The organism is Paraburkholderia eburnea, from assembly GCF_002917095.1.
Lineage (GTDB): Bacteria > Pseudomonadota > Gammaproteobacteria > Burkholderiales > Burkholderiaceae > Paraburkholderia > Paraburkholderia eburnea.
In genome coordinates this window covers 708199-723704 of the sequence record NZ_PQGA01000001.1, presented here as the reverse complement: position 1 = coordinate 723704, position 15506 = coordinate 708199, and the positions used below count along the sequence as shown (strand labels likewise).

Genomic DNA, 15506 nt, shown 5'->3' with positions numbered 1-15506 from the left:
GAGCCGCGCTGCGGCGTTCGCGTGCCCCTGTGGTAACGTTCGCGCAAAGGCGCACAAGCGCGCCCAACCGCATCCATTCATTCAGTCCGACCCGCATGGCCCGTTCATCCTCCCCGCGCCCACAAGGCGCCCGCCCGGCTCACGGTGCGCAGCCCGCAGCGAAGCCTGCTTCTAAACCCGCTTCTAAGCCCGCTTCTAAACCCGTCACCAGGTCCGCTGCAGGCGGCACGCACACGATCCGCATCATCGGCGGCGACTGGAAGCGCACGCCGCTGCCGGTGCTCAACCTCGACGGTCTGCGCCCCACGCCCGATCGCGTGCGTGAGACCCTGTTCAACTGGCTCGGCCAGCGCCTCGACGGTCAGCGTTGCCTGGATCTGTTCGCGGGCAGCGGCGCGCTCGGCTTTGAGGCCGCGTCGCGCGGCGCGGCCCGCGTCGTGATGGTCGAGCGCAGCGCGAAAGCGGTCGCCCAGTTGCGCGCCAACCAGACGCGGCTGGGCGCACGCATGATCGAGATCGCGGAAGCCGACGCGCTGCGCCTCGCCGCGAACCTGGCGCCAGGCTCGTTCGACGTGGTGTTCCTCGACCCGCCGTTTGGCGACAACGCGCTGCTCGTGCGCTCGCTCGAACTGGCCGCCCCGCTCGTCGCGCCCGACGGCTGGCTCTACGTGGAATCCGGCGAACCGGTCGACCCGGCCGCGCAGCCCGCGCTGGCGGGCTGGAGCGTGGTGCGCGAGGGTAAGGCGGGGGCGGTTCGCTATCATTTGCTGCAGCGCGAAAATGAGGAATAATGCGCGTTCGATAACGAAGCGGGCGGGCGCCATCCGGTGTCACGCAGGCAAATCGCGCATGCCGTAACCAGGCGTGGCAATGCGCCCCATTTCTGTTGAGAGAGGAGAAGCCTCATGGTAGTCGCCGTGTACCCCGGTACGTTCGATCCGCTCACGCGCGGTCACGAAGATCTCGTGCGGCGCGCGTCGAGCATTTTCGACACGCTGGTGGTCGGCGTGGCCGACAGCCGCAACAAGAAGCCGTTCTTCACGCTCGACGAGCGGCTCGAAATTGCCCACGAGGTGCTAGGCCATTACCCGAACGTGCAGGTAATGAGTTTCAAAGGGCTGCTCAAGGATTTTGTGCGCAGCAACAACGCGCGCGTGATCGTGCGCGGCCTGCGCGCGGTCTCAGATTTCGAGTACGAGTTTCAGATGGCGGGCATGAACCGTTATCTGTTGCCGGATGTCGAGACGATGTTCATGACGCCGTCGGATCAATACCAGTTCATTTCGGGAACGATCGTGCGCGAAATCGCCCAGTTGGGCGGCGATGTCAGCAAGTTCGTGTTTCCTTCGGTGGAAAAGCGTCTTCAGGACAAGGTTTCGGCGCTTAACAGCGCGGCGAAGCCCTGAGGCTTTCGCGGGTCGGCAAACGCGGGGGCGTGACGCTATAATGTATTGTTTTTGAAGGGAAAAGCGAGAGAAGTATGGCCCTGATGATTACCGACGAGTGCATCAATTGCGACGTCTGCGAGCCAGAGTGCCCGAACGACGCGATCTCGATGGGCCCGGAAATCTACGTGATCGACCCGAACAAGTGCACCGAATGCGTCGGCCATTTCGACGAGCCGCAGTGCATCCAGGTGTGTCCGGTGGAGTGCATCCCGAAGAATCCCGAGCACCTCGAAACGCAAGAGCAACTGCTGCAGAAGTACGAGACGCTGACGGCGGCGAAGAACGCCTGAAAGCCGCCGCACCGCAAACAAAAACGCGCCCGAGGGCGCGTTTTTTTATGGCCTGATGCACGCCACCCAAAGTCAGCCGACGATTGCCTTGAGCGCGGCGACGAGCGTGTCGCATTCGGCGTCGGTGCCGATCGAGATGCGCAGATGCTGGTTGATGCGCGGCGCGTTGAAATGGCGCACGAAGATTTCCTGTGCGCGTAGCTTCGCCGAAATGTCCGCCGCGTCGTGTGCCGGATGTTTCGCGAACACGAAGTTCGCCGCCGATGGCACGACCTCGAAGCCCAGCGCTTCGAGCGACGCCGTGAGGCGCGTGCGGCTCGCAATCACGCGCGCGCAGGTCGCTTCGAAGTAGTCGACATCGGCATAGGCAGCGGCGGCTGCCGCCTGGGCGAGGCGGTCGAGCGGATACGAGTTGAAGCTGTCCTTCACGCGGTTTAGCGCCTGGATCAGATCGGCGTGGCCGAACGCGAAGCCCACGCGCATGCCCGCGAGCGAGCGCGACTTCGACGTCGTGTGTACGACCAGCAGGTTCGGATAGCGGTCGATCAGCGCAATGGCCGATTGCGCGCCGAAATCCACATACGCCTCATCGACGATCACGACCGAATCCGGATTGCCCGCGATCAGGCGCTCGACTTCCGCGAGCGGCAGAACGTGGCCGGTGGGCGCGTTCGGGTTCGGGAAGATCACGCCGCCGTTCGGCGTGTTTTGCGCGAGGTAATCGTCCACGCGGATCTCGAAGCGATCGTCGAGCGGCACCGTGTTGAACTCGACCTCGTACAGGCGCGCGTAGGTCGGATAGAAGCTGTAGCTGATGTCGGGAAAGAGAATCGGCTTGTCGTGCTTGAGCAGCGCCTGGAATGCGTGCGCGAGCACTTCGTCGGAACCGTTGCCCACGAACACCTGGTCCGGGCGCAAGCCGTGATGCGCGGCCACCGTGGCGCGCAGGGCCTTCGCGAGCGGATCGGGATAACGGCGCAGCGATTCGCCGCTGCCGTCCGCGCCGGCCAGTTCCGCGCGGATCGCGTCGAGCACGCGCGGCGAGGGCGGGTAGGGGTTCTCGTTGGTGTTCAGCTTCACCGGATGCGCGAGCGCCGGCTGTTCGCCGGGCACGTAGGGCACGAGACGGTGGACGATGTCACTCCAGAAACGACTCAAGACGCTCTCCTTGCTTCGATATCACTGCGGCGCGGCCGTCAATTCAGCCGCGCCGCGCGTGGAAATCAGCCGTTGCGATGCAGCAGCATCACGGCGCGTTCGGTTTCGCCTTTCACGAAGGTGGGCATGATGGCGAGCGCGCGTTCGATCGACGCGTCGATCACGTCCTGTTCCTCGCGGCGCGGCGGCTTGAGCACGAAGTTCGCCACGTCCGGCTTGGCGCCGGCGCGCGCGCCTTCGGGAATCAGGTCGCGCGGATGGCCGATGCCGATGCGCAGACGCCAGTAATTCTGCGTCGACAGATGCGCGGAAATGTCCTTCAGCCCGTTGTGGCCGCCGCTGCCGCCGCCTAGCTTGAGCTTGACGGTGCCGGGCGCCAGATCGAGTTCGTCATGCGCGACGAGGATCTCGTCGGGCAGGATCTTGAAGAAGTTCGCGAGCGCGACGACCGACTGGCCCGAGCGGTTCATGTACGTCTGCGGTTCGAGCAGATGCACTTCTTCGCCGTAGAGGCGCGCCTTGGCGTAGTGGCCATGGAAACGGCGCTCGTCGCGCAGGGTGGTGCCGGCTTCGCGCGCGAGCTGGTCCACGAGCCAGAAGCCCGCGTTGTGGCGCGTCGCCGTGTATTCGGCGCCCGGATTGCCGAGCCCGACGATCAACCTGATCATGTGTGGTGTTCCGCTTGCATAAATCGCTAACCGATCCGCAAGTGTACGGAAGAGCCAGCGAAAGACTCGGAAAGCGTGCGAAAAAAAACCCGCCGGGGCGAACCGCGGCGGGTCACGTCGTCCGTTTTATTCAAACGGATCGAGAGGATCGGCTCCTCACGGCAGCTTACTCGGCTGCAGCGTCGCCTTCAGCAGCCGCTTGCGCGCCAGCCGGAACCGGTGCCGATGCGACGACCGGGTTTTCGGCTTCAACGTGCTGAACCAGCGTCACGCCTGCGGGCAGGGTGATGTCCTTGGCGTGCAGCGATTGGCCGGCTTCGATCTTCGCGAGGTCGACTTCGATGAATTCCGGCAGTTGGCCCGGCAGGCACTGAACTTCGATTTCAGCCAGAACGTGCGAGATGATCGCGCCACCCGTCTTCACAGCCGGGTTGGTTTCCTGGTTCATGAAGTGCAGGGGCACCTTCGTGTGGATCTTCTTGCTCGGATCGACGCGCTGGAAGTCCACGTGCAGCACGAGCTGACGGAACGGGTGGTATTGCACGTCGCGCAGCAGAACCTGTTGCGACTTGCCGGCCACTTCGAGTTCGAGGATCGACGAGTGGAAGGCTTCTTTCTTCAGGGCGTGCCACAGCGCGTTGTGATCGACTTCGATCAGTTGCGGCTCGGCGCCGACACCGTAAACGATGCCAGGGGTCTTGCCAGCGATGCGCAGGCGGCGGCTCGCACCCGTACCTTGCAGGTTACGCTCGAAAGCGATGACTTTCATGGTGTTCTCTTTTCAATGCACTGCCCGCGACCAGGCAGTAAATAAAACGGGGACCTTTGAGCAAATCATTTGCCAGAAGGCCCCCGACGATACAGCGCAGACCTTCGTCCGCCTGCGCTGATTACACACAAGGCGCGGCATCCTTGCGAATGCCGCGCCTTGTGCGCGAATCTCTTTAGCTTTCCGCGAACAGCGACATCACCGAGTCGCCGCGACGGATACGCGAGAACGTTTCTGCCAGCAGACCGGCGCTCGTGAGCGAGCGGATCTTCGGGCACGCACGGGCTTCTGCGCCCAGCGGGATCGTGTCGGTCACAACCAGTTCGTCCAGAGCCGAAGCGGCAATACGCTCGCCCGCGCCACCCGAGAGAACCGGGTGCGTGGCGTAAGCGAAGACCTGCTTCGCGCCGCGTTCCTTCAGCACTTGCGCTGCCTTGCAGAGCGTGCCGGCGGTGTCGACCATGTCGTCCATGATCACGCAGGTGCGGCCTTCGACTTCACCGATGATGTTCATCACTTCGGCGACGTTCGCCTTCGGACGACGCTTGTCGATGATCGCGAGATCGCAGCCCAGTTGCTTGGCGAGCGCGCGCGCGCGCACCACGCCGCCGACATCCGGCGAAACGACCAGCAGGTTCTCGTAGTTCTGCTTGCGCAGATCGCCGAGCAGCACGGGCGTAGCGTAGATGTTGTCGACGGGAATATCGAAGAAGCCCTGGATCTGGTCAGCGTGCAGATCCATCGTGATGATCCGCTCGACGCCCGCGATTTCCAGCATGTTCGCAATGACCTTCGCCGAGATGGCGACGCGCGCCGAACGGGGGCGGCGGTCTTGACGGGCATAACCGAAGTAGGGGATGGCTGCGGTGATCCGGCCAGCGGATGCGCGCTTGAGCGCATCGACCATGATCATCAGTTCCATCAGGTTGTCGTTGGTCGGAGCGCAGGTGGACTGCAGGACGAAGACGTCCTTGCCACGCACGTTTTCCTGGATTTCGACCTGGATTTCACCGTCGGAGAAGCGGCTAACCATAGCCTTGCCGAGGGGAATACCGAGGATCTTGACGACTTCCTGTGCAAGCGCGGGATTGGCGTTGCCAGTAAAAACCATCAGGCCGTCATGGCTGCTCATCATGCACCTGCTGCGGACTTTGGGGGGCGAGAGGAACTACTTGGGCGAACTACTTTGGAATTTTTGGCAGGGGAGGAAGGACTCGAACCCTCGCATGCCGGAATCAAAATCCGGTGCCTTAACCAACTTGGCGACTCCCCTACACTCAACTTCGAGCCTGACTGACCGGCAGAGCGATCAGCCACGCAAAACTATGACGCGAAAGCGAAGAGTGGATGCTTGTCCAGACTCGAGGTGACTGCACTTCTCCAGTTCGGCTGTTCCGCAAGCAGTTTGGCCTGAGCCGCTTCTGCTTCGTTCCGACTGGTGAATGCTGCGAAAACGCTTGCACCCGATCCGGTCATCCGCGCTGGGGCGACGTTGTTTGAAACTGCATCAAACCATCGCAACACCTGCGCTACTTCCGCGTATTTTCCTGCGACAACCGCTTGCATATCGTTATGACCGAAGCTGTCTGGCCATCCCTGCTGCGTTGCTTGCTGTGCAAGAAAGAATGCTATTGTGCAGTGCTGCGTGTCCCTTGTCAACAGCTTTTCTAAAAAAATTTCAGCGGTAGGGACATGAGCCTGCGGTGTCACCACCAGAAAGTGGCGCGCCGGCAATTCTACCGCCTGCAGCGCCTCTCCAACACCCTCGGCAAACGCATTTTTTCCGAACACGAAGAAGGGCACATCCGCGCCCAGCTTGAGCGCCAGCGCCTGCAATTCCTCGCGCTTCAGATTGAGCTTCCACAGACGGTTGAGCGCGAGCAGCGTGGTCGCCGCGTCGGAGCTGCCGCCGCCCAGGCCCGCGCCCATCGGCAGACGCTTTTCGATGTCGATCTCCACGCCTTGCTGCGTGCCCGTATGTTGCTTGAGCAGCGTGGCGGCGCGCACGGTGAGATCGTGCTCGGCGGGGACGCCGTCAACTTCGGTCGTGCGCGTGATGCGGCCATCCTGGCGACGCGTGAAATGCAGCGTGTCACCCCAATCGAGCAGCTGGAAAACCGTCTGCAGATTGTGATAGCCATCGGCACGGCGGCCTGTGATGTGGAGGAAGAGATTGAGTTTCGCGGGCGCGAGGCAGTCGCGCAGCGAGTCTTGAGTTTCGGTCATGTTGCGTGGCGCCCGGCGGGCGTTCGTCGATGCCGGCGCCGAGCGGGCGCGGATAGCATGCGACGCGCGCCGGGCGCGACTCCTGAATTGCTGGATTACTGGTCGAGCACGAGCTTGATCTGCAGCGGCGGATCTTCGCGCGTGAGGTTGACGCGTTTGACGCCGGTGGCCGGCGCGTCCGCGTAAGCGAGATAGTCGATGTCCCAGCCGTCCTGCTCGATCTTCGAGAGGCGCTGCGGGTTCTGCGGGTCGAACGTCGTATGCGCGCGCGAGTCGGGCGCCGCCGACGGCTGCAGCCAGTAGCGCAGCCCTTCGACCGGCAGCGCGAAGCCAAGCGCCTGCTGCATCAGCGTGCTGACGTTGTCGGCGGTGAGCGGCGGCTTGTTCGGCAGTTCGAGCGTGGCCTGTCCGGGCGCCGACGTCACAATGGCAAGCGTCTGCCCGAGCGGATTGAGCAGTTGCAGCGTCACGGCCGAATCGGCTTCGCGCAGATCGAAGTTGCCGTAGGCGTTGCGTTGCTGGCCGTTCTGGTCGTTGTACTGGATCGCGAAGCGCCCGTGATACGCGCGGCTCGTCTGCGTGGTCAGCGAGGTCGTGGCGCGCGCGGTGGACGGCTCGTGCGGCCCTTGCGTCGCGCAGCCCGCGAGCGCGAGCAGCGCGGCGGCCGCCACGCCCAGTGTCTGCAGACGAGTTTGCAAGCGATTCTGCAAGTGAAATTCAGCCATCAGATGTCGATCAAAGATCGTTGACCTGGAAGCGCTTGAGCGTCTTCAGGAGCGTGTCGTTGTCGGGTTCGAGCTTGCGCGCCTCGCGCCAGGCATCGCGCGCGCCGGTCTGGTCGCCGTTCTTCCACAGCACTTCGCCCAGGTGCGCGCCGATTTCCGCGTTCGGCTGCAGGCTGTAGGCCTTGCGCAGCAGCTTGATCGCATCGTCGTTGTCGCCCATGCGGTACTTGACCCAGCCCACGCTGTCCATGATGAACGCGTCGTCCGGTGCGAGCGACGAGGCTTTCTCGACCAGCCTGTCCGCTTCCGGCAGGCGCTGGTTGCGATCCGCGAGCGAATAGCCGAGGGCGTTATACGCCTGCGGATTGTCCGGTTGCGCCTTGATCAGCTTGCGCAGCTGCGCTTCCATGATTTCGTAATGGCCGTTCTTTTCGGCGGCCATCGAGTAGTCATAGGTGAGGTCGGGATCGTCCGGGAAATCGGCGGTGGCCTTGGCGAGGCGCGCCTCGGCTTCAGGGTAGCGCTTCGCGTCGAACAGGATCGCGGCGTCCGTGCGGGCGATCAGCGCCTGGTCGCGCGGGTCGTCGCTCTGGATGCTGGCGAGCTGACGGCGTGCGTCGTCGATCTTGCCCTGATGGTCGAGCATCTGCGCGCGCGTGATCTGCGCAGGCACGTACTGCTGGCTGCTCGGGCCGATCTTGCTGAGCCACGCCTGCGCGCCCGCATCGTCCTTCTGTTCGATCGCGAGCTGCGCGAGGTAGATGTAGGCCTGGCCGGCGTCCGCGCCCGGCGTCTTTTCCGCCTGTTGCGCGTACAACTGCAGGTACTTCTTCGCGTCGTCGTACTTCTTCTGCTGCACGTCGATGAGCGAGAGCGCCATCAGCGGCATCAGGTCCTTCGAATCGTTCTTGTGCAGGATCTCGAACTGCTTCTGCGCATCGTCCAGACGATCGGAGGCCAGATAGGTCTGCGCGAGCGCGAGGCGCCCATCACGCGACTTCGGATTGGCCTGCACGAATTTTTCGATCGCGGCGATGCCTTCCTTGCGCTCTTCCGGGCCCATCTGCGCGAGCATCAGCGCGGCGGGCAGGAAGTCGGGCTTGATCGCTAGCGCCTGTTCGAAGGACTTGCGCGCGCCGGGCACGTCGTCGGCCAGCAGTTGCTGACGGCCGATCGCGAGTTGCGCCTCGGGCCGGTTCATGTCGTTGGACAGCAGCGACTTGAGCACATCGAGGCCGCCCGAGCGGTTCGGGCCGCGCGAGAGCAGCAGTTGCAGCGAAAGGATCGCCTGGCCGCGGCTGTCGGCGGGCACGCGGGCCAGTTCGCGCGCGAGCAGCGGCTGCGCGTCGGCGGGCTTGCCGCCGAGCACGAGCAGCGACGCGTCGAGTTGCGCCGCGCGCTCCGAATCGGGCGCGTACTGCTGCCACAGCTGCACGGCGGTCAGCGCGTCAGTCGGGCTTTGCGCGGCGAGGGCGATTTCGGTCGCACGCTGCGCCATGCGCGGATCGTGCGTGTCGCGCGCGAGCGCGAGATAAGTCTGATAGGCGGGCGCCGGCTGATCGCGTTGCAACGCGACTTCGGCGGCGAGCACCTGGAAGACGATCTGGCTGGAGAGCGCGACGCTCGGCAGATCCTTCTGCTCGTCCGCGCTGGCGGGGCCGAAGGCGTCCGGCATCGTGACGGACGTGTCGTCCGGGTCGGCGGACGGGTCCTGCGCATACGCGCTCGAAGCGGTCAATGCCCAGGCCGCGAGTACGGCGGCGCCGAGCAGGCGACGGGGTCCGAACGCACGCAGTACCGAGGTGTTGCGCGGACGCGGCGCTGCTCCAGGCAGGCGCTTCGCAAACAGCTTTACGAAAGACAGTTCCATGGAATTCCGTCGAATGTTTCGGTCGATTGTAACGCGCTGGCTACAATACGCGCACGGCGATGACGCAAGTTACAGACCAGCCCGTATGGTTCCTGAAGGTTCCCGGAGCGTCACCGGATCGTCCCCCAATCGTTTCAGTTCAATCTCAGCAGCCGCCAGTCATGCCAGAACTGCCAGAAGTCGAAGTCACCCGCAGAGGCATCGAGCCATGGGTCGCGGGCCGCCGCGTCGAGCGCGTGGACGTGCGCAATGCGGCGCTGCGCTGGCCCGTGCCCGCCACGCTCGCCCGCACGCTACGTGGGCGCACGATTCGTTCCGTGGGTCGGCGCGGCAAATATCTGCTGTTCGAAGTCGATGAAGGCTGGTTCATCGTGCATCTTGGCATGACTGGGACGCTGCGGGTGTTACGTAATTTTCCAAAGCCGCCCGCTGCCGAAAAGCACGATCACGTCGACTGGCTGTTCGACGATTTCACGCTGCGCTACCGCGATCCGCGCCGCTTCGGCGCCGTGCTCTGGCACCCGCGGGAGGCCGGCGACGTGCTCGGCCATCCGCTGCTCGTGAACCTGGGCATCGAGCCATTTACGCCCGCTTTCGACGGCGCGCTGCTGTTTCGCGAGACTCGCGGGCGCAAGGTCGCCGTCAAGCAGGCGCTGCTCGCGGGCGATATCGTGGTGGGCGTGGGCAATATCTACGCGTCGGAAAGTCTTTTTCGCGCGGGGATCCGACCGACCACGCCCGCGGGCCGCGTCTCGCTCGCGCGCTACGAACTGCTCGCGGACGCCGTGCGCGCCGTGCTCGCCTCGGCGATCGAGAAGGGCGGCAGCACGTTGCGAGATTTCGTCGGCAGCAATGGCGAGAGCGGCTATTTCCAGCTCGAATACTTCGTCTACGACCGCGCGGGTCAGCCTTGCCGCGTTTGCGGCACGCCGATCAAACAGATCGTGCAGGGCCAGCGTTCCACCTATTTCTGTCCGCGCTGCCAGCGCTGACGGGCAAGCACTTCATGTATCTCTCGACCCCATCCTCCGACACGCTCACGAGCGCCGCGCGCCAGGCCGCGCTCAAGACCACTTATCCCGCGCCGCTGCTCGCGAGCTTCGCGCCGCGCCTGATCGCGTGGCAGCGCGAACACGGCCGCCACGATCTGCCGTGGCAGAACACGCGCGATGCGTACCGCATCTGGCTCTCGGAAATCATGCTGCAGCAGACCCAGGTTTCCACCGTGATTCCGTACTACGCGCGCTTTCTCGAGCGCTTTCCGACTGTCGAGGCGCTCGCAAACGCGCCTGTCGATGACGTGATGGCGTTGTGGGCCGGCCTTGGCTACTACACGCGCGCGCGCAATCTGTATCGCTGCGCGCAGGTGGTGGCCGGGCAGCACGGCGGCCAGTTTCCGCGCACGGTCGAAGGGCTCGCCGAGTTGCCGGGCATCGGCCGCTCGACGGCGGCGGCGATCGCCTCGTTCGCGTTCGGCGCGCGCGAGACGATTCTCGATGGCAACGTGAAGCGCGTGCTTGCGCGCGTGTTCGGCGTGGAGGGATTTCCGGGCGAAAAGCGCGTGGAAAACGGCATGTGGACGCTCGCGGAGTCGCTGGTGCCGGACGCGGCGGCAACCGACGCCGACGTTAGCGCCTACACGCAAGGCTTGATGGATCTGGGCGCGACACTCTGCACGCGCGGCAAGCCCGACTGCGAGCGTTGCCCGTTCGCGAGCGATTGCGTCGCGAAGACGACGAACCGTCAGCGTCAACTGCCCGCTTCGCGCCCGAAAAAGGCCGTGCCGACGCGCCGCACGTGGATGCTCGTGCTCATGGACGGTGATGCGGTGATGCTGGAAAAGCGCCCGCCTTCGGGCATCTGGGGCGGCTTGTGGAGTCTGCCCGAAGCCGCCGACGAGGCCGCGCTCGCGGCGCGCGCAGAAGGTTTTGGCGCCGATGTCGCGTCGGTGTCGCCGCTCGCGCCGCTTGCGCATACCTTCACGCACTTCAAGCTCGACATCGAGCCGCGCATTGCTGAACTTGCTGAACTTGCCGAACCCGGGCGCAAAGGCCGCGCGCTCGTGGCGCAGGATGCCGATACAGCGTGGGTTCCACTGCGCGAAATCGATGCCTATGGCGTGCCCGCGCCCGTGCGCAAGCTGCTCGACGGTCTGCGCGGTTCGCTGATCTGACGCGACGGCTTCGATGCAGCCGCGTCAGAGCAATTGATGCTGCTGCATATAGTGATGAACGATGTCGAGGCGCGCGCCGGCGTCGTTCAGCTCCATGAGCTTTTGGCGCGCGCGCAGCGCGATCGGCAGCACTTCGGCGAGGCGGTTGGAGACCCACGTGGGGTCGTCGAAGCGGAACGGCTCCGCGAACGGGACGCTGGCCGCATCGCGCTCGCGAATCGTCGCGATGATGCGCTCCAGCACTTCGGCGCAGGCGCCGAATCGCGCCAGATGCTCGCTGCCTTCGAGTGGAATGTCATCGGGCAGCGGCTCGGCCATGCCGACCAGCAGACCGTCGGGCTGCGCGCGATGCGATAGCAGCCTGAAGCGCCGCGTGCCCTGCGCGCGAATCAGCAGCATGCCGAACGTCTCCACATCGCACTGCTCGATTTCGGCGAGACAACCCACCGCTTCGGGCACAGAAGGCTCGTCGGGCAGCGCGACTTCGCCGCCGCTCTTGAGCAGGCACACGCCGAACGGCGTCTTTTCGCGCAGACATTCGCGCGCCATGTCCAGATAACGCGCTTCGAAGATCTTCAGCGGCAACAGGCCGCCGGGGAAGAGCACCGTATGCAGCGGAAAGAGCGGCAAATCGGCGAGCACGGCAGGAGTCGAGGACATGGCGCAACGCTTTCGGTTAAGGCCGCGCGGCGCGGCCGGTTAGGCGATCAGCCGGGACGATTCTCCAACGTCGAGGGGTGCATCGCGATGACGCACGATCACGTTCGACTCGCCCGCGAAGCGCGTGGCGAGCGTCTGGGCGATAAAGACCGAGCGATGCTGGCCGCCGGTGCAGCCGATCGCGACGGTCAGATAGCTGCGGTTGTCGGCGCGAAAATGCGGCAGCCACTTGGCCACGAACGCATGGATATCGTCGATCATTTCATGCACGGCCGGCTGCGCCTTGAGGAAGTCGATCACGGGCTGGTCGAGGCCGGTGAGAGGACGCAGGCGGGCGTCGTAATGCGGATTGGGCAGCGTACGGACGTCGAACACGAGGTCCGCGTCGAGCGGCACGCCGCGCTTGAAGCCGAACGATTCGAAGGTGAGCATCAGCGAGCCGCGCTCGCCTTCGACAAACACCTTGACCCACTGGCGCAGCGCGTTGGAACTCAGATTGCTGGTATCGACCTGATGGCCGAATTCGGCGAGATTGGCGACCAGCTCGCGCTCGTGCTCGATCGCTTCTTCCAGCGACTTCAGCATGCCCACGTTGGCGTCGTGCGCGGCGGAGCCTGACAGTGGATGGCGGCGGCGGGTTTCCGAGAAGCGCTGGATCAGCGACTGCGTGCTGGCGTTGAGGAACAGCACGCGCACGTCATGTTCGGGCGCGAGACCGCGGATCATCTCCGGCATGTCTTCGAACGAGGAACTCGAGCGCGCATCGATCGCAACCGCCAGACGCTCGTAACCGTCTTCGGAAAGATATTTCGCGAGTTGTGGCAGAAAACGCGGCGGCAGATTGTCGACACAGAAATAGCCGACGTCTTCGAGCGCGTTGAGCGCCACTGATTTGCCGGAACCCGAGATGCCGGTGATCAGGATGATACGCATGGGAAAGTCGATGAACCCGATTGGGTCATCATAGCATCCGATCTGCGCCCTCGCGATGACAGGAGGGCGCGGGGCCGCATGGCAGCGGCTCTGGAGCGGCCTTAGATCAGCTTGCCGGGAAACTGGCTGTCGGGGTCCTGCATGGCGAGGCGCTGGCGGTCCATGAAGTCGCGCAGCGTGTCGATGCCGCGCAGTTGCAGGATCGTGTTGCGCACGGCGGCTTCGACCAGCACCGCGAGGTTACGGCCCGCCGCCACCTGGATCGTGACCTTGCTGATGGGCAGGCCGAGCACATCGACGGTCTGGCTTTCCAGCGGCAGGCGCTGGAATTCGCCGTCGGGGCGGCGCACCAGTTGCACGATGAGCTTGAGCTTCATCTTCCGGCGCACGGCCGTTTCACCGAAGATCGTCTTGATGTCCAGCAGGCCGAGGCCGCGCACTTCGAGCAGATTCTGCAGCAGCGGCGGGCAGCGGCCTTCGACGAAATCGGGGCCCAGGCGCACGAAATCCACGGCGTCATCGGCCACCAGTCCGTGGCCACGGCTGATGAGTTCGAGACCGAGTTCGCTCTTGCCGAGACCCGAATCGCCCGTGAGCAGCACGCCCATGCCGAGAATGTCGAGGAACACGCCATGCAGCGTCGCGCGCGGCGCGAGAATGCGCGACATGTAGAGGCGCAGGCTGTCGATCACGGTGGCCGCCGACATCGGCGTGGTGAAAAGCGGTGTCGAGGAGCGCGTGCAGCGCAGGACCAGTTCGGGCGGCGCGGTCATGCCGTCGGCGACCACGAGGAACGGCGGCTCCAGCGCGATCAGTTCGGCCATGTGGCGCGAGCGGTCTTCGTCGGTCTGGCGCTGGTAGTAGTGCACCTCGGCGTCGCCGAGCACCTGAATGCGGTTCGGGTGAATCAGATTCAAGTGGCCGACGAGATCGGCGCTGGCCGTGGCCGTGGCGACCGTTTCAGCCGAAAAGCCGCGTTCCCAGCCTTCGTGCCCCGTCAGCCAGCTGAGCTTCAGCGTGGTGGCGTTGTCGTCGAAGATGCTTTGGGCGTTGATGCTGGACGTGTCCATGAGCCGGTGACTCCGCAGTGACTCGCTTGACTACTTCTTCAGTACTTCCACCGTATTAACGGCTACCGGTCTTGCCTGGTTGTCCCGTGTTTTCACCGATGAACCGCGCACGCCTATGCACAAGCGGCGCCAGGCGGTGCTCGCCAGGCCTTGAGCCTGGCGGGCGAACGCGCGCGCCGATGCGCCTGCACGCATTACATCAAGGTTGCCACTGGGTAAGCAGGCGATGCAACGTCTCGCGATCCTCTTCCGTGTGCAGGCGCTCGCGTGTTTCGCGATCCGACAGCAGTTGGGCGATCTCGGACAGGATTTCAAGATGCTGCTGCGTGGCCTGTTCGGGCACGAGCAGGAAGATGAGGAGCGAGACGGGCTGGCCGTCCGGCGCTTCGAAGGCGATCGGTTCGGCAAGGCGCACGAAGGCGGCGAGCGGCTGCTTCAGGCCCTTGATGCGGCCGTGCGGGATCGCCACGCCCTCACCGAGACCGGTGGAGCCGAGGCGCTCGCGCGCGAACAGATTGTCGGTAACCGTGCTGCGGGCAATGCCGTTCTGGTTTTCGAAGATCAGGCCAGCTTGTTCGAAGACGCGTTTCTTGCTGGTAACGGACAGGCCGACGACGACGTTCTCGATGGGAAGTATTTTGGCTAAACGATTCATGTTGGCAGGCGAAAACGTGGCCTGAAATGCTCCTCACCCCGGCAAACGATGCGGTGGATGCACGAGGCATACATGCCTTTGCGCACCTGACGATACGTGCGCGGCCGGCGCCTTGATGGCACAACCTGCGCGGAGCCGGGACCGTGGGGACGTGGTACCCCGAAAGCGACCAGTCCATTATAGATCAAGCGTACTGCCCGATGGTGCGATGCGCCAGGCATCGGCGCAACCCTTGTTGCGTGGTTGCACCTGCCAACACCGTTCGATGCCGAACGCGCGTGACAGGCTTCCATTAAAAAAGCCGCCCTGCGGGCGGCTGCGCTGGTGCGTTGCTTCAGGCAATCGAATCCACCTTGAATCGGGGCCGTATCTGGATTTCGTCCGGCCTGCAGCCCCGCAACGCTACTGCACCAACATCTTCATCGCATCATTGCGGCGGTAGTTCGACCTGAACTTGCGGCTGATGCTTGAGCGCTTCGTGCTGATGTCCCTGCACGCGGTCCTTGTGACGCACGACCTGGCGATCGAGCTTGTCGACCACGAGATCGATGGCGGCATACATGTCGCCATTGCAGCTCTCAACGAAGATGTCCTTGCCTTTCAGATGAAGGTTCACTTCAACCTTCTGTCTCTTGTCCTTTTCCTTGTGGTTGTCGACCGAGAGGACCACATTGCCATCGATGACCTGATCGAAATGCCTTAGCACCCTGTCCAGTTTGGTGATCACATATTCTCGCAACGCTGGCGTTACTTCGAGATGGTGTCCACTGATCTTCAGATTCATAGTGCTTCTCCAGGCTGATGGCCGCGTGACGCGTGAAGTGCGGCTGTGCCGGTCGACTGACTTGCCGAAGCGTGCGG

At 64.0% G+C, this 15506-nt stretch carries 17 protein-coding genes and 1 tRNA gene; 5 read left to right on the top strand and 13 right to left on the bottom strand.

Annotated features, from left to right (window positions below):
* The first annotated feature begins 95 nt into the window (after positions 1-95).
* The 3 genes from rsmD (at position 96) to B0G62_RS03175 (ending at position 1738) form a co-directional block, all read left to right on the top strand.
* Positions 96-791, top strand: coding sequence for a 16S rRNA (guanine(966)-N(2))-methyltransferase RsmD (gene rsmD / locus B0G62_RS03185; RefSeq protein WP_103702415.1), 696 nt, complete (start codon positions 96-98; stop codon positions 789-791).
* A gap of 114 nt (positions 792-905) precedes the next feature.
* Positions 906-1406 (top strand): pantetheine-phosphate adenylyltransferase, encoded by a 501-nt coding sequence (gene coaD, locus B0G62_RS03180; protein ID WP_103702413.1) that lies wholly within the window; start codon positions 906-908, stop codon positions 1404-1406.
* A 74-nt stretch (positions 1407-1480) separates the two neighbouring features.
* Complete coding sequence (locus tag B0G62_RS03175; RefSeq protein ID WP_103702411.1) at positions 1481-1738, top strand: YfhL family 4Fe-4S dicluster ferredoxin; 258 nt, start codon at positions 1481-1483, stop codon at positions 1736-1738.
* 72 nt (positions 1739-1810) lie between these two features.
* Here the strand turns inward: B0G62_RS03175 and hisC are convergent, their stop codons facing one another.
* From hisC to B0G62_RS03135, 8 genes are all read right to left on the bottom strand, one after another.
* Positions 1811-2896: a histidinol-phosphate transaminase gene (hisC, locus tag B0G62_RS03170; protein ID WP_103702409.1), complete on the bottom strand. Its 1086-nt coding sequence runs from the start codon at positions 2894-2896 to the stop codon at positions 1811-1813.
* 65 nt (positions 2897-2961) lie between these two features.
* Positions 2962-3564 (bottom strand): aminoacyl-tRNA hydrolase, encoded by a 603-nt coding sequence (pth, locus tag B0G62_RS03165; protein ID WP_103702407.1) that lies wholly within the window; start codon positions 3562-3564, stop codon positions 2962-2964.
* Between the two features lie 166 nt (positions 3565-3730).
* A complete protein-coding gene (locus B0G62_RS03160) occupies positions 3731-4333 on the bottom strand; it encodes a 50S ribosomal protein L25/general stress protein Ctc (protein ID WP_103702405.1) in 603 nt (200 codons plus the stop codon).
* A 175-nt stretch (positions 4334-4508) separates the two neighbouring features.
* Positions 4509-5465: a ribose-phosphate pyrophosphokinase gene (locus B0G62_RS03155; protein ID WP_103702403.1), complete on the bottom strand. Its 957-nt coding sequence runs from the start codon at positions 5463-5465 to the stop codon at positions 4509-4511.
* A gap of 64 nt (positions 5466-5529) precedes the next feature.
* Positions 5530-5606 (bottom strand) — tRNA-Gln (locus B0G62_RS03150).
* Between the two features lie 50 nt (positions 5607-5656).
* Positions 5657-6559 (bottom strand): 4-(cytidine 5'-diphospho)-2-C-methyl-D-erythritol kinase, encoded by a 903-nt coding sequence (ispE, locus tag B0G62_RS03145; RefSeq protein ID WP_103702401.1) that lies wholly within the window; start codon positions 6557-6559, stop codon positions 5657-5659.
* Positions 6560-6654: 95 nt separating this feature from the next.
* Positions 6655-7257 carry a lipoprotein insertase outer membrane protein LolB gene (lolB, locus tag B0G62_RS03140; RefSeq protein WP_244193085.1) on the bottom strand — a complete coding sequence of 201 codons (603 nt, stop codon included), beginning with the start codon at positions 7255-7257 and terminating at the stop codon, positions 6655-6657.
* A 37-nt stretch (positions 7258-7294) separates the two neighbouring features.
* The gene (locus B0G62_RS03135) at positions 7295-9154 is read right to left on the bottom strand and encodes a tetratricopeptide repeat protein (RefSeq protein ID WP_103702397.1); all 1860 of its coding nucleotides are present in this window, start codon (positions 9152-9154) and stop codon (positions 7295-7297) included.
* 161 nt (positions 9155-9315) lie between these two features.
* Here B0G62_RS03135 and mutM point away from each other — a divergent pair, with 161 nt between their 5' ends.
* Together mutM and mutY are read left to right on the top strand one after the other, a co-directional pair.
* A complete protein-coding gene (gene mutM / locus B0G62_RS03130; protein ID WP_103702395.1) occupies positions 9316-10146 on the top strand; it encodes a bifunctional DNA-formamidopyrimidine glycosylase/DNA-(apurinic or apyrimidinic site) lyase in 831 nt (276 codons plus the stop codon).
* Positions 10147-10160: 14 nt separating this feature from the next.
* Entirely contained in the window at positions 10161-11327 is a 1167-nt protein-coding gene (gene mutY, locus B0G62_RS03125) for an A/G-specific adenine glycosylase (RefSeq protein ID WP_103702393.1), read from the top strand.
* A gap of 24 nt (positions 11328-11351) precedes the next feature.
* On the opposite strand, the gene B0G62_RS03120 is transcribed toward mutY, so the two are convergent.
* The 5 genes from B0G62_RS03120 to hpf all read right to left on the bottom strand — a co-directional run bounded on the left by B0G62_RS03120 (position 11352) and on the right by hpf (position 15429).
* Positions 11352-11987, bottom strand: a complete 636-nt coding sequence (locus B0G62_RS03120; RefSeq protein WP_103702391.1) for an LON peptidase substrate-binding domain-containing protein — start codon at positions 11985-11987, stop codon at positions 11352-11354.
* A 39-nt stretch (positions 11988-12026) separates the two neighbouring features.
* Entirely contained in the window at positions 12027-12920 is an 894-nt protein-coding gene (gene rapZ / locus B0G62_RS03115) for an RNase adapter RapZ (RefSeq protein WP_103702389.1), read from the bottom strand.
* A gap of 101 nt (positions 12921-13021) precedes the next feature.
* Positions 13022-13990: an HPr(Ser) kinase/phosphatase gene (gene hprK / locus B0G62_RS03110; RefSeq protein ID WP_027815678.1), complete on the bottom strand. Its 969-nt coding sequence runs from the start codon at positions 13988-13990 to the stop codon at positions 13022-13024.
* 199 nt (positions 13991-14189) lie between these two features.
* Positions 14190-14645 carry a PTS IIA-like nitrogen regulatory protein PtsN gene (ptsN, locus tag B0G62_RS03105; RefSeq protein ID WP_027815677.1) on the bottom strand — a complete coding sequence of 152 codons (456 nt, stop codon included), beginning with the start codon at positions 14643-14645 and terminating at the stop codon, positions 14190-14192.
* Between the two features lie 427 nt (positions 14646-15072).
* Entirely contained in the window at positions 15073-15429 is a 357-nt protein-coding gene (hpf, locus tag B0G62_RS03100) for a ribosome hibernation-promoting factor, HPF/YfiA family (protein WP_103702387.1), read from the bottom strand.
* Between the last annotated feature and the right edge of the window lie 77 nt (positions 15430-15506).

What these genes read in the sequence shown, in the direction of transcription:
- rsmD (WP_103702415.1), top strand. Translation starts at nt 96, where the DNA reads ATGGCCCGTTCATCCTCCCCGCGCCCACAAGGCGCCCGCCCGGCTCAC.
- coaD (WP_103702413.1), top strand. Translation starts at nt 906, where the DNA reads ATGGTAGTCGCCGTGTACCCCGGTACGTTCGATCCGCTCACGCGCGGT.
- B0G62_RS03175 (WP_103702411.1), top strand. Translation starts at nt 1,481, where the DNA reads ATGGCCCTGATGATTACCGACGAGTGCATCAATTGCGACGTCTGCGAG.
- pth (WP_103702407.1), bottom strand. Translation starts at nt 3,564, where the DNA reads ATGATCAGGTTGATCGTCGGGCTCGGCAATCCGGGCGCCGAATACACG.
- B0G62_RS03160 (WP_103702405.1), bottom strand. Translation starts at nt 4,333, where the DNA reads ATGAAAGTCATCGCTTTCGAGCGTAACCTGCAAGGTACGGGTGCGAGC.
- B0G62_RS03155 (WP_103702403.1), bottom strand. Translation starts at nt 5,465, where the DNA reads ATGAGCAGCCATGACGGCCTGATGGTTTTTACTGGCAACGCCAATCCC.
- ispE (WP_103702401.1), bottom strand. Translation starts at nt 6,559, where the DNA reads ATGACCGAAACTCAAGACTCGCTGCGCGACTGCCTCGCGCCCGCGAAA.
- B0G62_RS03135 (WP_103702397.1), bottom strand. Translation starts at nt 9,154, where the DNA reads ATGGAACTGTCTTTCGTAAAGCTGTTTGCGAAGCGCCTGCCTGGAGCA.
- mutM (WP_103702395.1), top strand. Translation starts at nt 9,316, where the DNA reads ATGCCAGAACTGCCAGAAGTCGAAGTCACCCGCAGAGGCATCGAGCCA.
- mutY (WP_103702393.1), top strand. Translation starts at nt 10,161, where the DNA reads ATGTATCTCTCGACCCCATCCTCCGACACGCTCACGAGCGCCGCGCGC.
- B0G62_RS03120 (WP_103702391.1), bottom strand. Translation starts at nt 11,987, where the DNA reads ATGTCCTCGACTCCTGCCGTGCTCGCCGATTTGCCGCTCTTTCCGCTG.
- rapZ (WP_103702389.1), bottom strand. Translation starts at nt 12,920, where the DNA reads ATGCGTATCATCCTGATCACCGGCATCTCGGGTTCCGGCAAATCAGTG.
- hprK (WP_027815678.1), bottom strand. Translation starts at nt 13,990, where the DNA reads ATGGACACGTCCAGCATCAACGCCCAAAGCATCTTCGACGACAACGCC.
- ptsN (WP_027815677.1), bottom strand. Translation starts at nt 14,645, where the DNA reads ATGAATCGTTTAGCCAAAATACTTCCCATCGAGAACGTCGTCGTCGGC.
- hpf (WP_103702387.1), bottom strand. Translation starts at nt 15,429, where the DNA reads ATGAATCTGAAGATCAGTGGACACCATCTCGAAGTAACGCCAGCGTTG.